Raw genomic sequence first — 22,501 nt, 5'->3', positions numbered from 1 at the left:
GAAGAGACGATGAAACAGCAGAGTGTGCACCCCGACGACGCGGCGGGCACCTCTGACGTCTCGTCGCGCCCGGACGCCTCCCACAGGGATGACAGGGCCACGGACGCGACCTCCCGGAAGGAGCCCGGTAAGAGTCCCGGTAAGACTCCGGAGACCACCCCTCCCTCGGGCCAAACGGCCTCCCCCAGGACATCCGGAAAGAAGAAATCGCAGGTCGGACAGGGCGAGAATGAGCCGGACGAGGCCCATGCCGACGAGGTCGAGGGCGATGAACCGCTGCTCCCCGCGCGCGTGCACCGTCCCTCCGACCTCATGCGGCTCTCGGTCGGCATCCTCGGGATCATCCTGCTGCTGGCGATCGCGGCGTTCGCGCACGGGACCACCTCAGGGCTCGAACAGGACATCAACAAGGGGACGGGGCAGGCGCCCGACCTCCTGATCAAGCTCGCGGGCCTCGGGTCCAGCATCGCGATCCTGCTGGTGCCGGTCGCTTTCGCGATCGAACGGCTGATCAAGCGGGACGGGCTGCGCATCGCCGACGGTGTGCTCGCGGCGGTCCTGGCGCACGGGGTGACGCTGGCGACCGATCTATGGGTGGCGCGTGCCGCCCCGGACTCGATCCAGGAGGCGCTCACCCAGCCCTCCCCCGGCGACATCCACGCCCTCACAGACCCCGTGCACGGCTATCTCGCCCCGGTCATCGCATACATGACAGCCGTGGGGATGTCCCGCAGACCCCGCTGGCGCGCGGTGCTGTGGATCGTCCTCCTGCTCGACACGTTCTCCATGCTCGTCGCCGGCTACACGACCCCCTTCTCGATCATCCTGACGGTGCTGATCGGCTGGACGGTCGCCTATGGGACGTTGTACGCGGTCGGCTCGCCGAACGTACGGCCCACCGGCCGGACGCTGATGGCGGGTCTCAGGCGGGTGGGCTTCAAGCCGGTCAGCGCGGCCCGCGAGGACGCCGCCGAGACGTCCGAGAGCGGCGACCGGGGCCGCAGGTACTTCGTGACCCTGGAGGACGGCCCGCCCCTGGACGTCACCGTCGTCGACCGGGAGCAGCAGGCACAGGGCTTCTTCTACCGGGTCTGGCAGCGGCTGACGCTGCGCAGCATCACCACGCGCCGCAGCCTGCAGTCGCTGCGCCAGGCCCTGGAGCAGGAGGCCCTCCTCGCCTACGCGGCCATCGCGGCCGGCGCCAACGCGCCCAAGCTGATCGCGACCTCCGAACTCGGGCCGGACGCCGTGATGCTCGTCTACGAGCACACCGGTGGGCGCACGCTGGACTCCCTGGCGGACGACGAGGTCACCGACGATCTGCTGCGCGACACCTGGCTCCAGGTGAAGGCCCTGCAGTCGAGGCGCATCGCGCACCGCAGGCTCGTGGGCGACGCGATTCTGGTGGATCGTTCCGGCAAGGTGATCCTCACCGATCTGCGTGTCGGAGAGATCGCGGCCGGCGATCTGGTCCTGCGTATGGACGTCTCCCAACTGCTGACGACGCTGGGGCTGCGGGTGGGCGCCGAGCGCGCGGTGGCCTCGGCGGTGGGCGTGCTCGGGCCCGACGTGGTCGCCGACTGTCTGCCGATGCTCCAGCCCATCGCGCTGTCGCGCTCCACGCGCGCGACGCTGCGCAGACTGGCCCGGGAACGGGCGGAACGCGAGCGCGAAGCGGTCCTGGAGGCGTCCCAGCTGGCCAAGCAGGCCCGCGCGGAAGAGCACGAGGAGCACAAGGTTGCCGCCGGGCCGGCCAAGGCGGACAAGAAGGCGGTACGCGCCGAGCAGCGGGCCGAGAAGCGGACGATCGACGAGGCCCTGGAGGGAGCCCGCGAGGAAGACCTTCTCACCCAGATCCGCCACCAGGTGCTGCTGATCAGGCCCCAGGCACCGGTCGAACCGGCCCGCCTGGAGCGGGTCAGGCCCCGCACGCTGATCAGTCTGATCGCGGGTGCCATCGGCGCGTACTTCCTGCTGACCCAGCTCACCCACATCGAGTTCGGGCCGCTCATCCGGAACGCCGAGTGGGGCTGGGTCGCCGCCGCGGTGTTCTTCTCCGCGCTGAGCTATGTCGCGGCGGCGATGGCCCTGCTGGGCTTCGTACCGGAACGCGTCCCCTTCCTGAGAACCGTGGCGGCGCAGGTCGCCGGGTCGTTCGTGAAGATCGTGGCGCCGGCCGCGGTGGGCGGCGTGGCGCTCAACACGCGCTTCCTGCAGCGTGCGGGGGTGCGGCCCGGGCTCGCGGTGGCGAGTGTGGGCGCGTCGCAGTTGTTCGGTCTCGGCTGCCACATCCTGATGCTGCTCGCCTTCGGCTATCTGACCGGCACCGAGAAGACGCCGTCCCTGTCGCCGTCCCGCACGGTCATCGCGGGCCTGTTGACGGTCGCGGTGCTCGTCCTGGTGGTGACGTCGATCCCGTTCCTGCGCAAATTCGTCGTCACGCGCGTGCGGTCGCTCTTCGCCGGTGTCGTACCGCGCATGCTGGACGTGCTGCAGCGACCGCAGAAGCTGATCACGGGCATCGGAGGAATGCTCCTGCTCACCGGCTGCTTCGTGATGTGTCTGGACGCCTCGATCCGTGCTTTCGGCGACGAGACCGCCTCGATCAGCATCGCCAGCGTCGCCGTGGTCTTCCTCGCGGGCAACGCACTGGGGTCCGCGGCGCCGACGCCGGGCGGTGTGGGCGCGGTCGAGGCCACGCTGACCGTCGGTCTGATCGCCGTGGGCCTCCCCAAGGAGGTCGCGGCACCGGCGGTGCTGCTGTTCCGTCTGCTGACCCTGTGGCTGCCGGTCCTGCCGGGGTGGCTGGCCTTCAACCAGTTGTCGCGCAAGGAAGCGCTGTAGCCGGTGCAGGGAGCCTCACGCGCGCGTGTGAGGGGCGGCGACGATGGTCTGTTCCGGGAGGGCGCACGCGCGTGAAGGCGGTTCCGTGCGAGGCGTCCTCAGTGGCTCACCCGCACGGCCCGTGCCCCGAGCGCGCGGTGGCGGGCGGCTCCACGATGAAGGCATGCCCCGCCCTCTCCGTCTGCGCGCCGCCGCCATGAGCGCCACCGCCGTGCTGTTGTCCTCCCTGGCGGTGGGCTGCGGTGACGGCGAGACCAAGGGCGAGGACGAGGAGCTGACGGCCCAGAAGCTCAGTTGGAAGGACTGCCCGGCACCGTCGGCGTCCGAGGGCGGCGGTCCCGCGCCCTCCCCGCCGACCGGCGGCGGCGCCTGGCAGTGCGCGACCATGAAGGCGCCCCTGGACTGGGACGACCCGGATGGCGACACCATCGACATCGCGCTGATCCGCGCCCGGTCGAGCGGCCCGGGGAACAAACGCATCGGCTCACTCGTCTTCAACTTCGGCGGCCCGGGCCTCTCGGGCGTCAAGACCCTCCCCTCCTTCGGCGACGACTACGCGGAACTGCGCACCCGCTACGACCTGGTGAGCTTCGACCCACGTGGCGTCGGCCGCAGCGCGGGCATCGAGTGCGAGGACGACAAGCAACTCGACGAGTACTTCGAGCAGGACGGCACACCGGACGACGCGGCCGAGCGCGAGCAACTCGTCGACGGCACGAAGACGTTCAACGGGGCCTGCGAGAAGAACTCCGGCAGGACCCTGCCGCATGTCCGCACCACGGACGCGGCCCGCGACATGGACCTGATGCGTCAGGTCCTCGGCGACGACAAGCTCCACTACTTCGGCTTCTCCTACGGCACCGAACTCGGCGGCGTCTACGCCCACCTGTTCCCCGAGAAGGTGGGACGGGCGGTGTTCGACGCGGTCGTCGACCCCACGCAGAACGACGAGCAGGGCGCCCTCGGACAGGCCGAGGGCTTCCAGCTCGCGCTGGACAACTACGCCGAGGACTGTGTCTCACAGACGCGGGAATGCCCGGTCGGCGACACCGTCCAGAATGTCGAGAACCGGATCATGCAGTTGCTCAGGGACCTCGACCGCGAGCCGATCCAGGGCGTCTTCCCCCGCGACCTCACCGAGTCCGCCGCACGCAACGGGATCGCCCAGGCCCTGTACTCCCAGGACCTCTGGCAGTACCTGACCGAAGGACTTGAACAGGCGTACGACGGGGATGGGCAACTGCTGATGCTGCTGTCCGACTCGTTGAACGGGCGCAACGAGAACGGCGAGTACAGCAACCTCGCTGCGGCGAACGTCTCCATCAACTGCGCGGACAGCAAGCCCCGCTACACCACCGAGAACGTCGAGGCGAAGCTTGCCCGGTTTCGGACCGCCTCGCCCGTGTTCGGCGAATGGCTGGCCTGGTCCATGCTCAGCTGCACCGACTGGGTCGTCGAAGGCGCGGCGGACCATCCCGACGTGAGCGCGGGCGGCTCGGCCCCGATTCTCGTGATCGGCAACACCGGCGACCCGGCGACACCGTACGAGGGCGCACGAAGGATGGTGGGGGCGCTCGGTGCGGGAGTCGGTGTCGAGCTGACGTACAAGGGGCAGGGGCACGGTGCGTACGGCAGCGGGAACGACTGCGTGGAGTCGGCCGTGAACGACTACCTGCTGGCGGGGAAGGTACCGGGGTCCGGCACAGTCTGCTCGTAAAAGCGCAGGTCAGAAAGTTATCCACAGGCCGCAACGCGTTCACGGCGACCCGCATACGATGGCATGACATCCGACGGGGACATACGGCGGGCGGTACCACGAGGGGGGAAGCACTCATGGCGCGTTATCTACGGGCGGCGGCTCTGGCCGCGGCGGCGGTGCTCGTCGCCGGCTACAGCGGCGGCATGGGCGACGGCTCGGAGGATCGGGCGCAGGAAGGGGCCGACGGAAAGGGAGAGTCGGCCTCCGGACCAGCTCCCCAGCGGCTCGACTGGGGGAAGTGCGAGGCGACGTCGGAGGCTCCCGCGCCGGGCGATGACTGGCAGTGCGCGACGCTGAAGGTCCCCCTGGACTACGCGAAGCCGGACGGGGAGACGATCGGGCTGGCGCTGATCCGCAGCAGGGCGACGGGCGACGAGAGCGAGCGCCTCGGCTCGCTCCTGTTCAACTTCGGCGGGCCCGGTGGCTCCGGCGTCTCCATGATGCCGTCGTACGCGGGCCTGGCGGGCGATCTGCACAAGCGGTACGACCTGGTGAGCTGGGACCCGCGCGGGGTCGCTCGGAGCGAGGGGGTGCGCTGCCGCAGCGACAAGGAGATCGCGTCCGCCGAGACGGTGGACGCCACACCGGACGACACCACCGAGGAGACCGCGTTCTTCAAGGACGCGGCCGGATTCGGCGACGGCTGCGAGAAGGCGGCGGGCAAGCTGCTGGCGCATGTCTCGACCGCCGAAACGGCCCGTGACATGGATCTCATGCGCCAGGCCCTCGGCGACGACAAGATGCACTACTTCGGCATCTCGTACGGCACCGAGCTGGGCGGCGTCTACGCCCATCTGTTCCCGAAGAACGTGGGACGCCTGGTGCTCGACGCGGTGGTCGACCCGACCGCCGACACGGTGGGCCATGCGAAGAACCAGGCTCAGGGTTTCCAGCGGGCTCTCGACAACTACCTCAAGTCGACCGGCCAGGACCCGGAAACGGGCACTCGGAAGATCGCGGACCTGCTGGATCGGATCGACGCCGAGCCGCTGCCCACGTCGTCCGGCCGTGAGCTCACCCAGACGCTGGCGACCACCGGCATCGTCCTGCCCCTCTACAGCGAGCAGAGCTGGCCCACGCTGACCAGCGCGCTAGACGCCGCCGAGGACGGCGACGGCACCGAGCTGCTCGCGCTCGCCGACGGCTACAACGAGCGTGAGCCCTCGGGCAGCTACGGCACGACGACCCACTCCCAACGGGTCATATCGTGCTTGGACCAGAAGCAGCGGCCGACGGCGCGGGAGACGAAGAAGCTGTTGCCCGAGTTCCGGGAACTCTCACCCGTCTTCGGCGAGTACCTGGGCTGGGACACCGCGGGCTGGTGCCACGACTGGCCGGTGCCGGGCCTGAGCGACTCGCCCGAGGTGAGCGCACCGGGTGCCGATCCCGTCCTCGTGGTGGGCAACACCGGGGACCCGGCGACTCCGTACGAGGGCGCGCCGAAGATGGCGGCGGAGCTCGGCGAGGGGGTCGGTGTGGTGCTCACCTGGAAGGGCGAGGGCCATGGGGCGTACGGCAGCGGCAGCACCTGTGTCGACTCGACTATCGACGCGTATCTGCTGGAGGGGACGGTGCCGAAGGACGGCAAGATCTGCGCGTAGCGCGGTCCGACGGGCCGCTCGGCTCTTCGCGGGCCGACCGGTGGGCGGCAGCGGAGAGGGGCCCGCACGCGTGGTGCTGAGCCCCTCTCGGGAAGGCGTGGGCCCGGAGGGCCTGTGCCTAGTAGACCGGCTTGTGCGGCTCGATCTGGTTGACCCAGCCGATCACGCCGCCACCGACATGGACCGCGTCGGAGAAGCCCGCGGACTTCAGGACCGCGAGGACTTCCGCACTACGGACACCCGTCTTGCAGTGCAAGACGATCTTCTTGTCCTGCGGGAGACCCTCCAGGGCGGTGCCCATGAGGAACTCGTTCTTCGGGATCAGCCTGGCGCCCGGGATGGAGACGATCTCGTACTCGTTGATCTCGCGGACGTCGATGATCTCGATGTTCTCGCCCTCGTCGATCCATTCCTTGAGCTGCTTGGGAGTGATCGTGGAACCGAGAGCCGCCTCCTGGGCCTCCTCGGAGACGACGCCGCAGAAGGCCTCGTAGTCGATGAGTTCGGTGACGGTCGGGTTCTCGCCGCAGACCGCGCAGTTCGGGTCCTTGCGGACCTTGACCTGGCGGTACTGCATCTCCAGGGCGTCGTAGATCATCAGGCGGCCGACCAGCGGCTCGCCCGTGCCGGTGAGGACCTTGATGGCCTCGGTGACCTGGATGGAGCCGATGGACGCGCAGAGCACACCGAGGACACCGCCCTCGGCGCAGGAGGGGACCATGCCCGGCGGCGGGGGCTCCGGGTAGAGGCAGCGGTAGCAGGGGCCGTGCTCGGACCAGAAGACCGAGGCCTGGCCGTCGAAGCGGTAGATCGAACCCCAGACGTACGGCTTGTTCAGCAGCACGCAGGCGTCGTTGACCAGGTAGCGGGTGGCGAAGTTGTCCGTGCCGTCGACGATCAGGTCGTACTGGCTGAAGATGTCCATCACGTTCTCGGCCTCAAGCCGCTCTTCGTGGAGGATCACGTTCACGTACGGGTTGATGCCGAGGACGGAGTCACGCGCGGACTCGGCCTTGGAGCGGCCGATGTCGGCCTGGCTGTGGATGATCTGGCGCTGCAGGTTCGACTCGTCGACCTCGTCGAACTCCACGATGCCGAGCGTGCCGACGCCCGCGGCGGCCAGGTACATCAGCGCCGGCGAGCCCAGGCCGCCGGCGCCCACACAGAGCACCTTGGCGTTCTTCAACCGCTTCTGCCCGTCCATCCCGACGTCGGGGATGATCAGGTGGCGGGAGTACCTGCGGACCTCGTCTACGGTGAGCTCGGAAGCGGGCTCGACCAGGGGTGGCAGCGACACGGGGACTCCGTTGGTCGGTCAATCACTACAGTTGTTCTCCCCGTAACACTGCCACGCCCTTTTTCATTCCGAGACACCCGTTCCAACCAGCGAGACGATTTCGTCCCAGTAGCCGGGCATCGTCTCCCAGGGGTCGGTTCGGCCGCCACGATCGGTGCGGTCGGTGAAGTAGATCGTGGCGGCGCCCTGCCAGCGGGCGATGCGCAGGGCCTCGTCGAGGTGGCCGCGGGGGATTCCGTGGACGAAGTGGCAGAACCGCTCGGGCGGATGGTCGGCGGTCCATTCGGCCACCTGAGACCAGCGGTATTCGCTCCAGGGCCCGGCGAAGGTCACCAGTTGGTCGGCGCAGTCGACATATCCGGGGTGCGGGTGGCTGCCGTGACCGAGGACGATGTGGCCGCCGCCGAGAAGGGCGCGGAGCTCGCTGACCGCGCGGTGGACGTCGGGGAGGGCGCCGGGCTCGGTGGGGCAGCGGTCGAGGAGATAGCCGTCGACCTGATACCAGTCGCGATAGCGGTGCGCGTCGGCAAGGATCTCGGCGAGGGCGCGGGCGCCGTAGGTCACCGCGAGATGGCCGAGGACCCGGACGCCGGCGCCTCGCAGTCGTCCGGCGGCTTCCAGGCAGTGCGGGTCGGGGCGGGTGCCGGGGCCGTCGGAGACATCGAGGACGGCCCAGTGCAAGGGGGTGCCGGGGCGGGTGAGTTCGCCCCATTCCAGGGGAGCGACAAGGGGGTGGGCGTAGCCGGGGATGCCGAAGCCGAGGCTTAAGCCGGTGCTCGCGATGGCGGAGGGGGCCGAGGTCAGATACGGCATGCCGCCTCCATCCAGATGTCGGCGAGGGACTCCTCCAGGTTGATGCGGGGGCGCCAGCCGAGTCGGTCGCGGGCGGTGCGGACGTCGGCCTGCTGCCAGCTGCCGCAGCCGTCCGGGTAGGGGTAGTTGACGGGGCCGGCGTGGTCCGGGTCGGGGCGGGGGTGGCCGATGGTCGCCCGGATGGGTCCGGGTGGGGCGTCGAGTTCGTGGAGGGCGCCGCCGTAGCCGGCCACCCGGGCGAGGACGGCGGCGGCGTCGCGGAGGCGGACGGCGCGGCCGGAGCCGATGTTGATCACGCCCTGGGCGGCGGATAGGGAGGCGGCATGGACGGCGCGGGCGACATCGCGGACGTCGATGAAGTCGCGTTGGACGCCGAGGCCGCCGAGTTTGAGTTCGCCGTCGCCGGACTGCATGGCGCGGCGCATGGCTTCGGCGAGGCGGCCGAGCGGGGAGCCCGCGGGGGTGCCGGGCCCGGCGGGGGAGAACACGCGGAGGACGACGGCGTCGAGGCCGGAGCCGAGGACGAGTTCGGTGGCGGCGAGTTTGCTCACCCCGTACGGGCCGCCGGGGCGGGGCACGGCGTCCTCGGCGGTGGAGGAGCCGGGCTGGCTGGGGCCGTACTCGGCGCCGCAGCCGATCTGCACCAGGCGGGCTCCGCAGCCGCTGCGGCGGAGGGCCTCGCAGACGGTGGCGACGGAGACGGTGTTGTGCCGGGTGAGTTCGCGGGCGCCGCCGCGGGTTGCTCCGGCGCAGTTGATGACGACGCCAGGGTGGACGGCGTCCAGGAAGCGGGTGAGCGCGCCGGGACTGCCGGTGGCGAGGTCGAAGCGTACGTCGGCGTCGTCGCCGCGGCCGAGCGCGGTGAGTTGGACGGCCGGGTCGGCGAGCAGACGTTCGGCGACGAAGCGGCCCAGGTATCCGTTGGCTCCGATCAGCAGGACCCTCATCGGGCGGCTCCCGGGGCGGGCTCTCCGGTTCGGGAGGTGATCATCTGGCTTTCTCCTTATGGGGTGGTGCCGTGTGTGATGAGAGACCCGCGGTGTCGGCCCCGCGGGATGAGGCGCTCGGGGCGAAGGGCCCCGGCGCGTGGGTCGGGCTCGGCAGTGGGCGGCGCGGTGTGGCGCCCGGGGCCGGGCGCGAGGTCGGGTGGGGGTTTCCGGAGGGCGTGGGGTCAGGGTTCCCCGGAGGGCTGGGTGTGGGCCGAGGCCCGGGTGAGCGTTCGGGTGGCGTGGACGAGCAGGGTGAGAGCGGCGGCGGAGCACACCAGGGCCGGGACGGCGCCGGGTCCCCAGGTGGCGACGACGGTCTCGACGGGGACGGACAGGAAGGAGCAGCCGGGCAGACGGCTCGCGAAGACGGTGGCCACCGCGAGTGCCTCGGTCAGGGCCGCCGTGCGCAGGACGATCGCCGGGAGGTGGGGGAAGCCGCGTGCGGTGAGGAGACGGGCGAACAGGAGGAGCGCGCCGAGGGTTCCCGCTCCGGCGTACGCGGCGCGTTCGTCCAGGAGTGCGCCGCACAGGGCGAGCAGGGCGGCGAGGGCGCACAGGTGGAGGGCGAACACGCCGAGGAGCAACGGCTTCATGGAGTCGGCGAAGTCGGCGAGGCCCCGGCTGGCGGCGAGTTTGCGGCGGGCGCGTACGGAGAGGAGGTGGGCGCACCAGGTGGCGGGGGCGCAGGCCAGGGCGAGGGCCAGCACGGGTGCGGTGGCCAGGGGCCAGGGTCCTTGGGGGCCGCCGTCGAGTCCGGCGGCGAGCAGTCCGTCGCCGAGGAGGGCGTAGCCGATCAGCCAGCAGGTCCAGATGCCGGCGCGGTTGGCCGTGCCGGGCGGGGTGCGCAGGGGGCCGCGTCGAAGGGCGGTGCGTAGTCCGAGCGCGACGGCCAGTGCGCCGGCCGCGGCGACGGCGGCCACGAAACGGGGTTGCCCTTCGACGAGCCGCGTCCCGACCACGGCGGTGGCGCACAGGGCGCCGGGCAGCAGGGCGAGCACCGCCCATCCCTTGCCGCCGCCGCTGAGTGCACTCGTGCCGGGTCCGCTGTCGACGGCCGGTTCACATTCGGGAGGCGTATCGCCGTCGCGGGGTACGCGCGCGTACATCTCCTCGGCGAGCGAGAACACGTCCCGGTGCCGGAAGCGGGTGGCCGTGCGGTCGGTGACTCCGTGCGCCTCCAACCCGGCGGCGATCTCCAAGGGGTCGACCGCCCGCTCGCACAGTTCCCGGTGCCGATACATAAGGGCTTTGACGGGGTCGACGACTCCGCGGTGAGGGGTGGGGGGCGGTTTGGAGGTGGATGTCGGCTCGGGGGCGGCTGTGGTTGGGGCGCCGTCGACCACCGGACGCGCTGCGACGGGTGCGTCCCTCTTGCCGGGTGCCGCCACGGGAGCGGGATCGGAGGGGGGCGGGTCGAGCGTGGCTGTCGGTCCGGGGGCAGCCGTGAGGGGAGGAGCCCCTTCGGGGTCGAGGGAGGCCTCAGAGGAGGAAGCCCCCGACCACCCCGGCTCCCCCAACCCGTCCAACCTCAGTTCGCCGCTCACCACGCCCCCTCCCCCGCAGGCACCGGCGCCCCGGGCCACGCCGAAGGAACCGCAGCGCCGGCCGAACATCCGGGTGCCGTCGCCGGACGAACCGCCGGCCGAGCCGCACCCTCCTCCGAAGGAGGCACCGCGGCGGCCTGGGCCGACCCGCCCAAGCCAACCTCCGCCCCCCGCCCCGAAACGGTGGCCCGCACCGGCGCCCCCGCCGCCCAGCTCGGTCGTCCGACCGCGGCTTCGCCGAGGCCCGCCCCACCGGCAGTGCGCGGCACCTCGGCACCCCCCGCCACCCCGGCAGCCCCCGCCCCACCAGCAGCACCCGACACCCCGGCAGCCCCCGCCACACCAGCGGCACCCGCAGCCCCGCCCTCTCCCGCCACCCCAGCGACCCCCGCGACGCCGACCACGCCCCTGGATACCCCCGGGGCGCCCGCCATCCCGGCCACCCCCGCCACGCCGGCGACGCCCAAACCCCCCGGTCGCAAGCGCGACGAGGCCCAACGTCCGGGTACATGAGCCTCGGCCGGGGTGCCGAAGGGCAGCGGCTCGCCGGTGTCGTCCAGGACGAGCTTGCGTACTGGCGCGTGGGAGACGATCTCCAGGTAGATGCCACGGAACGCGGCGACGTTCTGTTCGACGGTGAACAGCTCAAGCGCGCGGGCGCGCGCGGCGGCGCCCAGGCGTGCGCGGCGCTCGGGCTCACGCAGCAGTGCCACGCACGCCTCGGCGAGCGCGCGCGGATTGCGCGGTGGGACGACGAGCCCCGTACCGCCGATGACCTCCACCACCGCCCCCACATCGGTGGACACGGTCGGCCGTCCGCAGAACATCGCTTCGACCAGGCTGATCGGAAACCCCTCGACCACACTCGACAGCACCACGACCGCCCCCGCCGCGTACGCCTCGGCCAGATCGGGAACGGCGGGCTCACCGATCTCCTCGAAGGAGACGGGGTTGTCGCCGACGGCGTGCACACCGTCCGCCTCGTCGGGGAAGAGTTGCGCGGCCAGCGCCCGGCAGTGGCCCAGATAGGCGGTGCCCTCAGCGCCCGCCGCCGCTCCGACGATCCTCAGCCGCGCCCTCGGCTCGGCCCGTCGGATCTCGGCGAAGGCGTGCAACAGGGAGATCAGATCCTTGGCCGGCTCGATCCGGCCGACCCACACCAGCGTGTGCGGCTCCGCGCCCTCCGGTGACTCGCCCACGTCCGCGAAGCGGGAGGCGTCCATGCCCGGGTAGACGGTACGGATCTTGGCGCGGTCGGCGCCGCAGCGCTCCTGCCAGCGCCGGGCATGGGTGTTGCCGGGCGTGAGACAGACGGCCTTACGGTAGACCTCGGCGGTCAACTGCCGATGAAAGGCCGCGAGCAACGCCCGCACCGGCATCCGCCCGGACGCCCCGGACCCGGCCCCGGACCCGGACCCGGTCCCAGCGCCAACCCCAGTCCCGGCCCGGGCCCCGGAAACCCCGGCCACCCCGAGAGCCCCAGAGCCAGCCCTGGCCTCCCCGACACCCCCCGCCTCCCCAGAAGCCTCAGCCCCCGCGACCCCGACCCGCCCGGAAGCCCCAGTCCCGTACTGCCCCGAGCCCCCCAGATAGTGCGCCCGCAACGGCACGCCGTACTCGGTGACCAGCAGCGGCACCCCGTGGAAATGCTCGGCCAGCAGCCCCGGCAGCGCGGCCGAACCGCCCGCCGTCGCATGGCAGAGATCGACCGAGCCGAGCCCGTCGTCCTCGTACCAGTCGAGTGAAAGGGGGCGCAGGGCGCGTTCCAGATGTGCGGCGACGGTCAGCAGATCCGGTACGCGCGCCTCGCGAGCCGCCCCCAACGCGCCCGGCGCACGACAGGCGCGCTCCAACGCCCGCACGGCGACTTCCGAGCGCAGCGCGCCCACCAGGCCACCCTCGTCCCGGGCCAGCTCGGCAAGCCCGTACAACGCCCTGCCGAAACGGTCCGCCTCAACACCGAGGCCACCCTCGAAACTTCCCTGAGCCACACCCCGCGCCCCGGTCCCACCAAGCGCGCTCCCCGCACCCGACAAGCCATCCGCACCCACCACGCTCCCCACACCGGCCGCCGCAGTCGGCGCACCAGACGCACCAGACGCACCAGACGCACCAGACGCACCAGACGCACCAGACGCACCAAGCACACCGGATGCACCGAACGAACCCGGCACGCCCCCCACCCCCGGCGCCCCCATAGCGCACACCGCCATCGCGAGTTCCCCGTACACCTCCGCGAAGCGCCGTCGCGCCCGTCTGCCGTACACGACCCCGTCGTCCTCGGCCGTCCACAGAGGTGCCGTACGGACCCGGGTGACCTGCGGCGGAAGCGGAATCCAGCCCTCGTCCTCCTGGCGCTCGCTCCGGCTGAGCGCGTAGACGTCGAACTCGTGTCGCTCCAGCCCGCGCACGAGTCGGTCGCACCACAGCCTGGCGTCACCGCTGACATACGGATAGCCACCTTCCGTAAGCATTCCGATGCGCACGCGTGCACCCCCGATCTCCCGTTTGGGGAGCCGCCGTTCACCCGGCGGCTCGCAGCGGGAAGAACGTATGCGGACAAGGCGGTGGCGCGACGGACGGTTGTCCATCGCGCCACCAAAAGGGGTGAACGGTCGTAACTTTCCCGAGCGGGACGCGTTCCGTCGCGCTAAGGGATCAAGTGATCACGCCCCGTCAGCGATGGAACGGCTGCACCCTCCTGGCCTCGTCAACCATTCGGAAACGCCCAGGGATTGGCCTTGCAGGTGATCCCGCCAAAGGTGAGGAACTTGCTCTGCTGCTGCATGACGGGGGCGAGGTCGCCGTCCTTGTCACAGGTCTCATGGCCGAAGCCGAGGCGATGACCGACCTCGTGGTTGATCAGCATCTGACGGTACGCGTGGATCTTGTCGCCGTAGGTCTTGGAACCCTGCGCCCAGCGGTACGCGTTGATCATCACGCGCTCGGTGGCGAGCGAGTCGCAGGAGACGTTGTCGACGGTGGTGTCGAGGCCCGACTTGGCGCACCAGACCGCGGTGGTGCCGGGGCTGGCCAGGGTGATCACGAAGTCGGGCTGTCCGGAGGAGATCCGTTCGAAGGTACGGCCGCCGTTGTGGGCCCAACTCCGGTTGTCGTTCAGGGTCTTCTGCACGGCCTCGGCGAACAGTTCCGCGTCGAGCCCGAGCCCCTCCTCGACATCGATCCGGTAGCGGTACTTCCGCCCCGTCCCCGGCGCCTTGTCGAAGCCCTTGACCACCTGGAACTTGCCGTTGCCCTCCAGATCGGCGGCGAGCGCGTACTTCTCGCCCATCTTCTCGTCGTACGACAGCGCGGTCGCGCTCGGACTGGGTGAACTGGACGGTGTGGGCCGGTCGTCGCTGCGCGAGGTGTCGCGTACGTCGCGGTCGCCGGCGTCGGTGGCCTGCGTCCGGGTGGCGGTGTCGTCCCGTCCGAAGGTGACCTGTCCGCCGACGATGACGGCAAGCACGGTGGTGACCGCGGCGGCCGCGATCCCGGTGAAGGCCAGCCCCTTGCCGCCCTTGCCCTTCTCCTTGGCCGCCGCGCCCTCGTCCCCGGAGGTGTCGGAGGTCCCGGAGTCCTGGTCGGAAGCGTCGGTGAGCGGCTTCTCCTGAAGGACCCCCTCGACCCGGCCGTCGGCGCCCCGGCCCGCCCGGTGGGTCTCTCCGGGCGCGAAGACGTCGTCGACCTCGTCGAAGGCGTCCAGGTAGGCCTGTCGAGGGCCGCTGGACGCCACGGTCTCGTTCCTCGGCCGTGGTATCGGCGCGCGGGGCCCGGACCGCATCCCCTCAGGTCCACCCGGACCACCGGGCACCGCGCCTTGCCCGGCACCGCCCAACTGCCCCCAGCCGCCGCCCCTTTCCCGCTGCTCGGGATGGCCACCGCGGAACTGCGGAAACCCCTGCGCGGGCGTGCCGTCCGGCAGCCGGGGCATCCCGTGGGCCGGAGTTCCGTCCGGCAGCCGTGGGAAGCCGTGCGCCGGCGTACCGTCCGGGAAGCGGGGCGATCCATGAGCGGGCGTGCCGTCCGGCAGCCGGGGAAAACCGTGCGCCGGCGTACCGTCGGGGAGGAATCCGGGCGCCCCGCGCGCCGGAGCGCCGTCGGCGGACCGGGGCGCTCCCTGAACCGACGCGCCACCGGCGAAACGCGGCACCCCCTGGGCGGGTGTGCCGTCGGCGACTCGCGGGAAGCCATGTGCCGGAGTGCCATCGGCGAAACGCGGGACCCCCTGGGCCCCCTGGGCCCCCTGGGCCGACGGTGGCCCCGTGTCACCCCAAGGCGCCGACCCACCGCCACGCGGACCGAACGGCGCCCCTCCACCGCGCGGACCCGTCGGCGGCGTCGTACCCCAGGTGGCCGGCCCGCCCATGCCCGGTGAGCCGGGACCCCCCGGTGAACGCGGGCCCGCCGTACGACCGTTGCCGGCCCCGGCGGCTGCCGCCCGGGCCGCCGGCTGTCCGCCGGTCACCCGCTTTTCGCTTGTATCGCCCTTGGGCGCCCGCCCCTTGCGGCTGTGCCGTCCCACGCCGCGCCTCAGCTCCCCACATCGGACGAGTCGTCGACCGACCCGTCCCCGATGGAATCGTCCCTGTCGACAGCGGCCGACGCCTTGACGACGACGTCCTCGGCCATCTCTTCGGTCACCCCTTCGGCCACCGTGTCACCCGCGTCGAAGCCTGCCAGTTCCCTGGACTCGGCCGTGTCGGCGAGCAGTTCACGGAACGCCGAGGCGACCGCCTCCGGGTACTCCATCATCGCCACATGCCCCGCCTCCGGAAGCGAGACGAGCCGCGAGTCGCGGAAGCTACGGGCCGCGCGCCGGGCCATGCGATAGCCGACGAGCTGGTCACGACGGCCGTAGACGAGGAGGGTCGGCGCGAGGACCCGCTCGGCCTGACGCCACAGCGAGTGCTGACCGCCCAGCGTGTACGCGTCCACGAGCCCACGGGAGGACCTGGTCATCGCGTCCCAGAAGTACGGCAGCCGCAGCCGTCGCTCCATCTCCTCCACGGCGGTGCGGAACGCCTCCTCCGTGACGCGCGACGGATCGCCGTAGCAGAGGCCCATGACTCCTCGAACGCGCTGCTCGGCCGTCCAGTTCCTGCTGTAGCGGGTGAACAGGCCCGCCACTCCGGGCACGGCCAGCAGCGCGGTCGGTACGGCGGTCCGCTGCACACGGATCTCCGGCAGCGCGGGCGACACCAGGGTGAGCGTACGGACGAGGTCGGGGCGCAGGGCGGCGACGCGGGTGCTGACCGCGCCGCCGAGGGAGTTGCCGAAGAGGTGGACGGGGCCGCGTTCGGCGGCGTCGAGATAGCGGATGACCGCGCGCGCGTGGCCCGTGATCGAGTAGTTGCCGTCGTCCGGCGGCGGCGAGTCGCCGAAGCCCGGCAGATCGACGGCCTCGCCGGCCACGACCCCGTCGAGCTGCTCCATCAGCGCCGACCAGTTCTGCGAGGAACCGCCCAGCCCGTGCACGTACAGGGCGGGCGGCAGATCCTCCGTCGCGGGCGGTCTCGACCGCACCGACAGAGTGATCCCCGGCAATCGCACCGACCGCAGCCGCTCGCCCGGGCCCACATGCACGGCGCTCGCCTTCGGTGACACGGCGGCGGTCAGCACGGACGGCAACTCGGTCGAAGACATGGCGGCAATGTTACGAGGTGATCACGTAGTGGTTCATGTGTTCGCCGTTGTGTTGGCCGTCACAGAGCACGGATCTTGACCGTACGGGTGCCGGGCCGCGCCGGGGGTACGCGAGCACCGTTCGACCCCGGCCGTCACCGCCGGACCGCATAGCGCCACCATCGCCCGTCTCCTAGGCTCGTGAGTACCAGGAAGGGGAAACCACGATGACCGTTGACCCGTCCGATCCCGACACCTTCACAGAGGACGAATCCGTGCCGCCCGACGACGTCGAGGCCCCCGAGGCCGACGCCGCTGAGCAGCACACCGACGTCACACCGGACCGGGACGACTCCCTGACCGACGCCGACCGGAACGCCGCCGACGAGGGCGACCTCGCGGAGCAGGCTCGTGTGGTCTCCCTCGACGAGGACGACTACAGGTGACCGGTTGCAGGTGACCGGACCAGGGCGATTCCAGCTAGCCGGTAACTCCTGAACGGCACCGACCGTCAAGGGCGCGAAAAGCGACAATCGGTGACCAGAAAGGGCTTCCGGCTACCCGCTCTGCCCTTGTTTGACGTGGTCTACGGCACTTTCCCTGTCGTCCGGTCCGTGAAATTCTGCGCTCGCACCGCGCACACCGGGGTTACCGAAAAGTACGATGGCGGCGCGGCGCACACCGCAAGTGGACGATTTTGGGAGGCGGCGTGACAGCCATCGAGCAGACAGAGGCGGCACGCCCGCGGGGCACTCGCCTTCCGCGCCGAGCCCGACGGAACCAGCTGCTGGGCGCCGCGCAGGAAGTCTTCGTGGCCCAGGGTTACCACTCGGCGGCGATGGACGACATCGCCGAGCGCGCCGGCGTCAGCAAGCCCGTGCTCTACCAGCACTTCCCGGGCAAGCTCGACCTCTATCTGGCCCTGCTCGACCAGCACTGCGAGGCCCTGATCCAGGCCGTACGCGGCGCCCTCGCGTCGACGACCGACAACAAGCAGCGGGTGCTGGCCACGATGGACGCCTACTTCGCGTACGTCGAGGACGAGGGCGGCGCCTTCCGGCTGGTCTTCGAGTCGGACCTGACGAACGAGCCCGCCGTGCGCGAGCGCGTCGACAAGGTCACCAACGAGTGCGCCGAGGCCATCTGCGACGTCATCGCCGAGGACACCGGCCTGTCCCGCCCGGAGTCGATGCTCCTCGCCTCCGGCCTCGGCGGCCTCGCCCAGGTGGTGGCGCGGTCCTGGCTGCACAGCGACCGCAGCGTCCCGCGCGAGCAGGCCGTCCAGCTGCTGGCCTCCCTGGCCTGGCGCGGCATCGCCGGTTTCCCCCTGCACGGCATCGACCACCACTGAGCGCGGGCCGTTCCCGAGCGACGCACTGCGGACACGAGCCGTTCCCGAACGCCGTGCGCTGGACACGGGCCGTTCCTGAGCCACGCCCACCGAGCACGGCACGTTCCTGAACGCCGTCGGCCGCTGAGCCCCTGCCCCGGCCGGGCGTTTGTTCCCGCTCCCTGTTCGCTCTTGGCGTTCTTGAGCGGAGCGTGGACGTCCCCTCACCGGGCTAATGTGTGCTGGGTACGGCGCGGAGGCCCGCGCACTTCACTGACCGTCGGAGGGACATAGCCGTGGAGGTCAAGATCGGCGTGCAGCACGCGCCCCGCGAGATCGTTCTGGAGAGCGGTCAGAGTGCCGAGGAGGTCGAGCGTGCGGTTGCCGAGGCGCTGGCCGGCAAGTCGGCGCTGCTGAGCCTCACGGACGAGCACGGCCGCAAGGTCCTGATCCCGGCCGACCGCCTGGCGTACGTCGACATCGGCGAGCCGACGGTCCGCAAGGTGGGCTTCAGCGCGCTGTAGTCGGGCGGCGGCGCGGGCCGCGCTCGGCGGGCACAGCTCAACAGGCATACGTGTGGGGCCCGGTGGAACATGCCACCGGGCCCCACACGTATGCCTCTGCGCCCCCGTACACGCCGTCCACCGACGGCGCCCACAGATGGAGCACAACTCCTCCCCGGAGGAGGATTGCGTTTCATGACTCGCGGGTAGGACCGGCTACGACCGATTTGCCCAGGCCACGGCCGTGCGGGAGGGACCCCGATCATGTTCTTGGAAGCGCTCGGCTCCGCGATCCTCGGTCTCGCGCTCGCGTGGGCCGCCGCCCATCGTCTGCCGCACCGTCTGCCCTCCCGCGCTCTGGTCCTCCCGACCGGCACGGCCGGCGCCCTCTTCGGCGCCTTCCTCACCCACACGGCCCTGGGCTCCGTCAACTACCTGGTCACCCTCACCGGCGCCCTCGTCATCGCGGCGGCCTCCCTCTCCCTCCTCCTGAGGCCCACAGAGAGATTTCGCCGCAGCTCGGCCCCGGCGTAAGCACAGGGCCTGGGGACACTTCCGAAGCAAGAGCTGACGGGAGCGCAGCCTGTTTTGACGGGCGCAGCCCGAAAAGGGGCGCGGGGAACTGCGCGACCAGCCACATCAAACCCGCAGCCGCCAACAGACACAGCTCCCCACGGCGACTAGGCGCTCACGCGGCCAACCCAAGCGCAGCCATCCGCTTCGTGTGCGCCTCAGTGATCCGCGAGAACATCCGCCCCACCTCGGCGAGGTCGAACCCGTCCGCGACCCCGCCCACCAACATCGTGGACAGCGCGTCCCGGTCGGCGACCACCCGCTGGGACTGCGACAGCGCCTCCCCCATCAACCGCCGCGCCCACAGCGCCAACCGCCCCCCGACACGCGGGTCCTCGTCGATCGCGGCCCGCACCTTCTCCACGGCGAACCCGGCGTGCCCGGTGTCGTCGAGCACGGCGAGCACCAACCCGCGTGTGTCGGAGTCGAGATGGGCCGCGACCTCACGGTAGAAGTCGCTGGCGATCGAGTCGCCGACGTACGCCTTGACCAGCCCCTCCAGCCAGTCCGACGGCGCCGTCTGCTTGTGGAAGCCGTCCAGCGCGCCGACGAACGGCTCCATGGCCAGCGTCGGCTCCTCCCCGATCTCGGTGAGCCGGTCCCTGAGCCTCTCGAAGTGGTGGAACTCGGCGGCGGCCATCTTCGCCAGCTCCGCCTTGTCGACGAGCGTCGGCGCCAGCTTCGCGTCCTCCGCGAGCCGTTCGAACGCCGCGAGTTCCCCGTACGCCAGCGCTCCGAGCAGATCCACCACGGCGGCGCGGTACTGCGGGTCGGCGGATGCCTGGTCCCAGTCCTGGGCGGCGATCCCGGTGGCCTCGGCGGCATCGGCGGCATCCGCCGCGTCCGCGGCACCGGCGGGGTTCTCGGCGTTCTCAGGGTTCTCGGGCTTGTCAGACGTCGTCATGAAGCGCACAATAGCCCGCTCCCCGCATGACGGAAGGGACCGGTCGACCAGTGTGACGACGACTACGTGACCAAATCGGCCATCACATGTGCAGGATTCCGGGGTATGGTGGTAATGCGCCTGCTGAGGACGTCGACCTCGCCATGCATTCTCGGGCATCTCGACCGTATCTCGACAGGCCCATGCATGAGGATGCCCGGTCGGTGGCCCGATCGGCTCCGACCCGACAGCCCTCCTTTTCCGTACGGCACTCTGCGTACGGCGTTCGGAGGGACCCCCTCAGCGGTATGAGCGCTAGAGCGTCGGCAGTGGTCCCGTGCCACACGGCCCGCCCGTGAGGCGGCCGACGTCCCCGGCACGGTCCGACACGACCCCCGCGCTCGCCTCACACCGCGTACACAGAAGAGGCAGCACCCTGACTACGACGTTTCGAGATCTCGGAATCCTTCCCGAGACGGCCGAGGCCCTGGAAGCCGTCGGCATCATCACCCCCTTCCCCATCCAGGAGATGACGCTCCCGGTCGCCCTCTCCGGCACCGACGTCATCGGCCAGGCCAAGACCGGCACCGGCAAGACGCTCGGCTTCGGCCTCCCGCTCCTTGAGCGCGTCACCGTCCCCGCCGACGTCGAGGCCGGCCGCGCCAAGCCCGAGGACCTCACCGACGCCCCGCAGGCGCTCGTCGTCGTCCCCACCCGCGAGCTGTGCACCCAGGTCACCAACGACCTGCTGACCGCCGGCAAGGTGCGCAACGTCCGCGTCACCGCGATCTACGGCGGCCGCGCGTACGAGCCCCAGGTCGAGGCCCTGAAGAAGGGCGTCGACGTCGTCATCGGCACGCCCGGACGGCTCCTCGACCTCGCCGGCCAGAAGAAGCTCAACCTGAAGCACGTCAAGTGCCTGGTCCTCGACGAGGCCGACGAGATGCTCGATCTGGGCTTCCTGCCCGACGTCGAGAAGATCATGGACATGCTGCCGGCACGGCGTCAGACGATGCTGTTCTCGGCGACCATGCCGGGCGCGGTCATCGGTCTGGCACGGCGTTACATGTCGCAGCCCACGCACATCCGCGCCACCGCGCCGGACGACGAGGGTGTGACGGTCGCGAACATCGCGCAGCACATCTACCGCGCGCACAACATGGACAAGCCCGAGATGGTCGCGCGCATACTGCAGGCCGACGGCCGAGGACTGGCCATGGTCTTCTGCCGTACGAAGCGCACCGCCGCCGACCTCGCCGACCAGCTCAAGCAGCGCGGCTTCGCCTCCGGCGCCGTCCACGGCGACCTCGGCCAGGGCGCCCGCGAGCAGGCGCTGCGCGCGTTCCGCAACGGCAAGGTCGACGTCCTCGTCTGCACCGATGTCGCCGCGCGCGGCATCGACGTCGAGGGCGTGACCCACGTCATCAACTACCAGTCCCCCGAGGACGAGAAGACGTATCTGCACCGCATCGGCCGTACGGGCCGCGCGGGCGCCTCGGGTACGGCGATCACGCTCGTCGACTGGGACGACATCCCGCGCTGGCAGCTGATCAACAAGGCGCTGGAGCTGAACTTCAACGACCCGCCGGAGACGTACTCCACCTCCCCGCACCTCTTCGAGGAGCTCAGCATCCCGGCGGGCACGAAGGGCGTCCTCCCGCGCTCCGAGCGCACCCGGGCCGGCCTCGACGCGGAGGAACTGGAAGACCTGGGCGAGCCGGGCGGGCGTGGCGCACGCGGGCGCGGAGGCCGTTCCTCCGGCGCACCCGCCGAGCGTGAGCGCCCCGCGCGTACGCCGCGCCGTCGCCGCCGGACGCGGGGCGGGGCGACCGTCGACGCGACCACCCCGGCCACCGAGCCCACAGAGGCCGCGACCACCGCCGCCCCGCTGGACACCGAGCCCCGCACTCCCCGCCGTCGTCGCCGCACCCGCACCGGGGCGAGCACGGCCGTGGAGCAGGCCGAGGCGGTGGCGCAGACGGCGGAGGGTACGCCCACGGCGGCCGCCGAGCCGACCGAGGACACCGCCAAGCCGCGCCGTCGCCGTACACGCGGCGGAGCGGCACGCGCGGCGGAAGCCGCCGAGAACGCGGTGGAGACGGCCGAGGGTACGACTGCGGAAGCGGCAACGATCGCGGAAGCCGCAGCGGTCGTCGAGGCAGCAGAGGCCGTGGAGGTCGCCGAGACCGTCAAGGCTGTTGAAGCCGTTGATGCCGTCGAGGCCGTTGAGCCCGTTGAGGAAACGTCCACGCCCCGTCGCCGCCGCACCCGCAAGACGGCGTCGGCAGAGCCCGTGGAGGCCCCGGCGACCACGGCTGCGGAGACCGCGCTGGACACGGCCGAGGCCGAGCCGGCCAAGCCCCGTCGCCGCACCCGCAAGGCCACGGCGACCGCCGAGACGACTCCCGCAGAGCCCGTGGCCGAGGAGACCCCGGTTACCAAGCCACGCCGCCGCACCCGCAAGACCGCCGAGGCCGCCGTCGAGACCCCGGAAGCGGTGACCACCGAGCCGACCACGCCGGAGGAGACCCCGGCCAAGCCGCGCCGACGGACCCGCAAGACCGCCGAGCCCGTGGTCGAGACACCGGAAGCGGTATCGGCCGAACCGAAGGCAGAGGAAGCGCCGCTCGCCAAGCCACGCCGCCGCACCCGCCAGACCGCCGAGGCCGTGGTCGAGACACCGGAAGCGGTAATCACCGAGGCGGCCACGCCGGAGGAAGCCCCGGCCAAACCCCGCCGC

The 22,501-nt window shown here is 71.3% G+C and carries 16 protein-coding genes; 8 read left to right on the top strand and 8 right to left on the bottom strand.

Annotation, left to right across the window (positions count from 1 at the left end; genetic code table 11):
- Positions 1 to 9: 9 nt before the first annotated feature.
- From ACWD4G_RS24865 to ACWD4G_RS24855, 3 genes are all read left to right on the top strand, one after another.
- Positions 10 to 2,844 carry a lysylphosphatidylglycerol synthase transmembrane domain-containing protein gene (locus ACWD4G_RS24865; RefSeq protein ID WP_451296913.1) on the top strand — a complete coding sequence of 945 codons (2,835 nt, stop codon included), beginning with the start codon at positions 10 to 12 and terminating at the stop codon, positions 2,842 to 2,844.
- Positions 2,845 to 3,007: 163 nt separating this feature from the next.
- A complete protein-coding gene (locus tag ACWD4G_RS24860) occupies positions 3,008 to 4,561 on the top strand; it encodes an alpha/beta hydrolase (protein ID WP_451296911.1) in 1,554 nt (517 codons plus the stop codon).
- Positions 4,562 to 4,677: 116 nt separating this feature from the next.
- On the top strand, positions 4,678 to 6,204 hold the full coding sequence (locus tag ACWD4G_RS24855) for an alpha/beta hydrolase (RefSeq protein ID WP_451296909.1): 1,527 nt from the start codon (positions 4,678 to 4,680) through the stop codon (positions 6,202 to 6,204).
- Positions 6,205 to 6,322: 118 nt separating this feature from the next.
- Here the strand turns inward: ACWD4G_RS24855 and moeZ are convergent, their stop codons facing one another.
- The 7 genes from moeZ to ACWD4G_RS24820 form a co-directional block, all read right to left on the bottom strand.
- A complete protein-coding gene (gene moeZ / locus ACWD4G_RS24850) occupies positions 6,323 to 7,501 on the bottom strand; it encodes an adenylyltransferase/sulfurtransferase MoeZ (protein ID WP_451296907.1) in 1,179 nt (392 codons plus the stop codon).
- Positions 7,502 to 7,564: 63 nt separating this feature from the next.
- On the bottom strand, positions 7,565 to 8,314 hold the full coding sequence (locus ACWD4G_RS24845) for a spherulation-specific family 4 protein (RefSeq protein WP_451296905.1): 750 nt from the start codon (positions 8,312 to 8,314) through the stop codon (positions 7,565 to 7,567).
- Entirely contained in the window at positions 8,302 to 9,261 is a 960-nt protein-coding gene (locus tag ACWD4G_RS24840; protein WP_451296903.1) for an NAD-dependent epimerase/dehydratase family protein, read from the bottom strand. The genes ACWD4G_RS24845 and ACWD4G_RS24840 overlap by 13 nt, the downstream gene beginning before the upstream one ends.
- Positions 9,262 to 9,485: 224 nt before the next feature.
- Positions 9,486 to 10,544 carry a hypothetical protein gene (locus ACWD4G_RS24835; RefSeq protein ID WP_451296901.1) on the bottom strand — a complete coding sequence of 353 codons (1,059 nt, stop codon included), beginning with the start codon at positions 10,542 to 10,544 and terminating at the stop codon, positions 9,486 to 9,488.
- A 299-nt stretch (positions 10,545 to 10,843) separates the two neighbouring features.
- Positions 10,844 to 13,333, bottom strand: a complete 2,490-nt coding sequence (locus tag ACWD4G_RS24830) for a glycosyltransferase (RefSeq protein WP_451296899.1) — start codon at positions 13,331 to 13,333, stop codon at positions 10,844 to 10,846.
- A gap of 224 nt (positions 13,334 to 13,557) precedes the next feature.
- The gene (locus ACWD4G_RS24825) at positions 13,558 to 14,772 is read right to left on the bottom strand and encodes a DUF3152 domain-containing protein (RefSeq protein ID WP_451297059.1); all 1,215 of its coding nucleotides are present in this window, start codon (positions 14,770 to 14,772) and stop codon (positions 13,558 to 13,560) included.
- A 608-nt stretch (positions 14,773 to 15,380) separates the two neighbouring features.
- Complete coding sequence (locus tag ACWD4G_RS24820; RefSeq protein ID WP_451296897.1) at positions 15,381 to 16,493, bottom strand: alpha/beta fold hydrolase; 1,113 nt, start codon at positions 16,491 to 16,493, stop codon at positions 15,381 to 15,383.
- Positions 16,494 to 16,699: 206 nt separating this feature from the next.
- Between ACWD4G_RS24820 and ACWD4G_RS24815 the strand changes: the two genes are divergently transcribed.
- The 4 genes from ACWD4G_RS24815 to ACWD4G_RS24800 all read left to right on the top strand — a co-directional run bounded on the left by ACWD4G_RS24815 (position 16,700) and on the right by ACWD4G_RS24800 (position 18,839).
- Positions 16,700 to 16,918: a hypothetical protein gene (locus ACWD4G_RS24815; RefSeq protein WP_451296895.1), complete on the top strand. Its 219-nt coding sequence runs from the start codon at positions 16,700 to 16,702 to the stop codon at positions 16,916 to 16,918.
- Positions 16,919 to 17,181: 263 nt separating this feature from the next.
- On the top strand, positions 17,182 to 17,823 hold the full coding sequence (locus ACWD4G_RS24810) for a TetR/AcrR family transcriptional regulator (RefSeq protein ID WP_451296893.1): 642 nt from the start codon (positions 17,182 to 17,184) through the stop codon (positions 17,821 to 17,823).
- A 275-nt stretch (positions 17,824 to 18,098) separates the two neighbouring features.
- Positions 18,099 to 18,326, top strand: coding sequence for a DUF3107 domain-containing protein (locus tag ACWD4G_RS24805; protein WP_009293559.1), 228 nt, complete (start codon positions 18,099 to 18,101; stop codon positions 18,324 to 18,326).
- Between the two features lie 243 nt (positions 18,327 to 18,569).
- A complete protein-coding gene (locus ACWD4G_RS24800) occupies positions 18,570 to 18,839 on the top strand; it encodes a hypothetical protein (protein WP_451296891.1) in 270 nt (89 codons plus the stop codon).
- A 154-nt stretch (positions 18,840 to 18,993) separates the two neighbouring features.
- Here the strand turns inward: ACWD4G_RS24800 and ACWD4G_RS24795 are convergent, their stop codons facing one another.
- Positions 18,994 to 19,791, bottom strand: coding sequence for a ferritin-like fold-containing protein (locus tag ACWD4G_RS24795; protein WP_451296889.1), 798 nt, complete (start codon positions 19,789 to 19,791; stop codon positions 18,994 to 18,996).
- A gap of 499 nt (positions 19,792 to 20,290) precedes the next feature.
- Between ACWD4G_RS24795 and ACWD4G_RS24790 the strand changes: the two genes are divergently transcribed.
- Positions 20,291 to 22,501, top strand: a 2,211-nt coding sequence (locus ACWD4G_RS24790; protein WP_451296887.1) for a DEAD/DEAH box helicase, incomplete at its 3' end; no start/stop codon positions are given.

It is taken from the genome of Streptomyces sp. NPDC002643, assembly GCF_053592555.1.
Note: the sequence above shows the minus strand (reverse complement) of the source record. Positions and strands in the feature narration are given on the sequence as shown.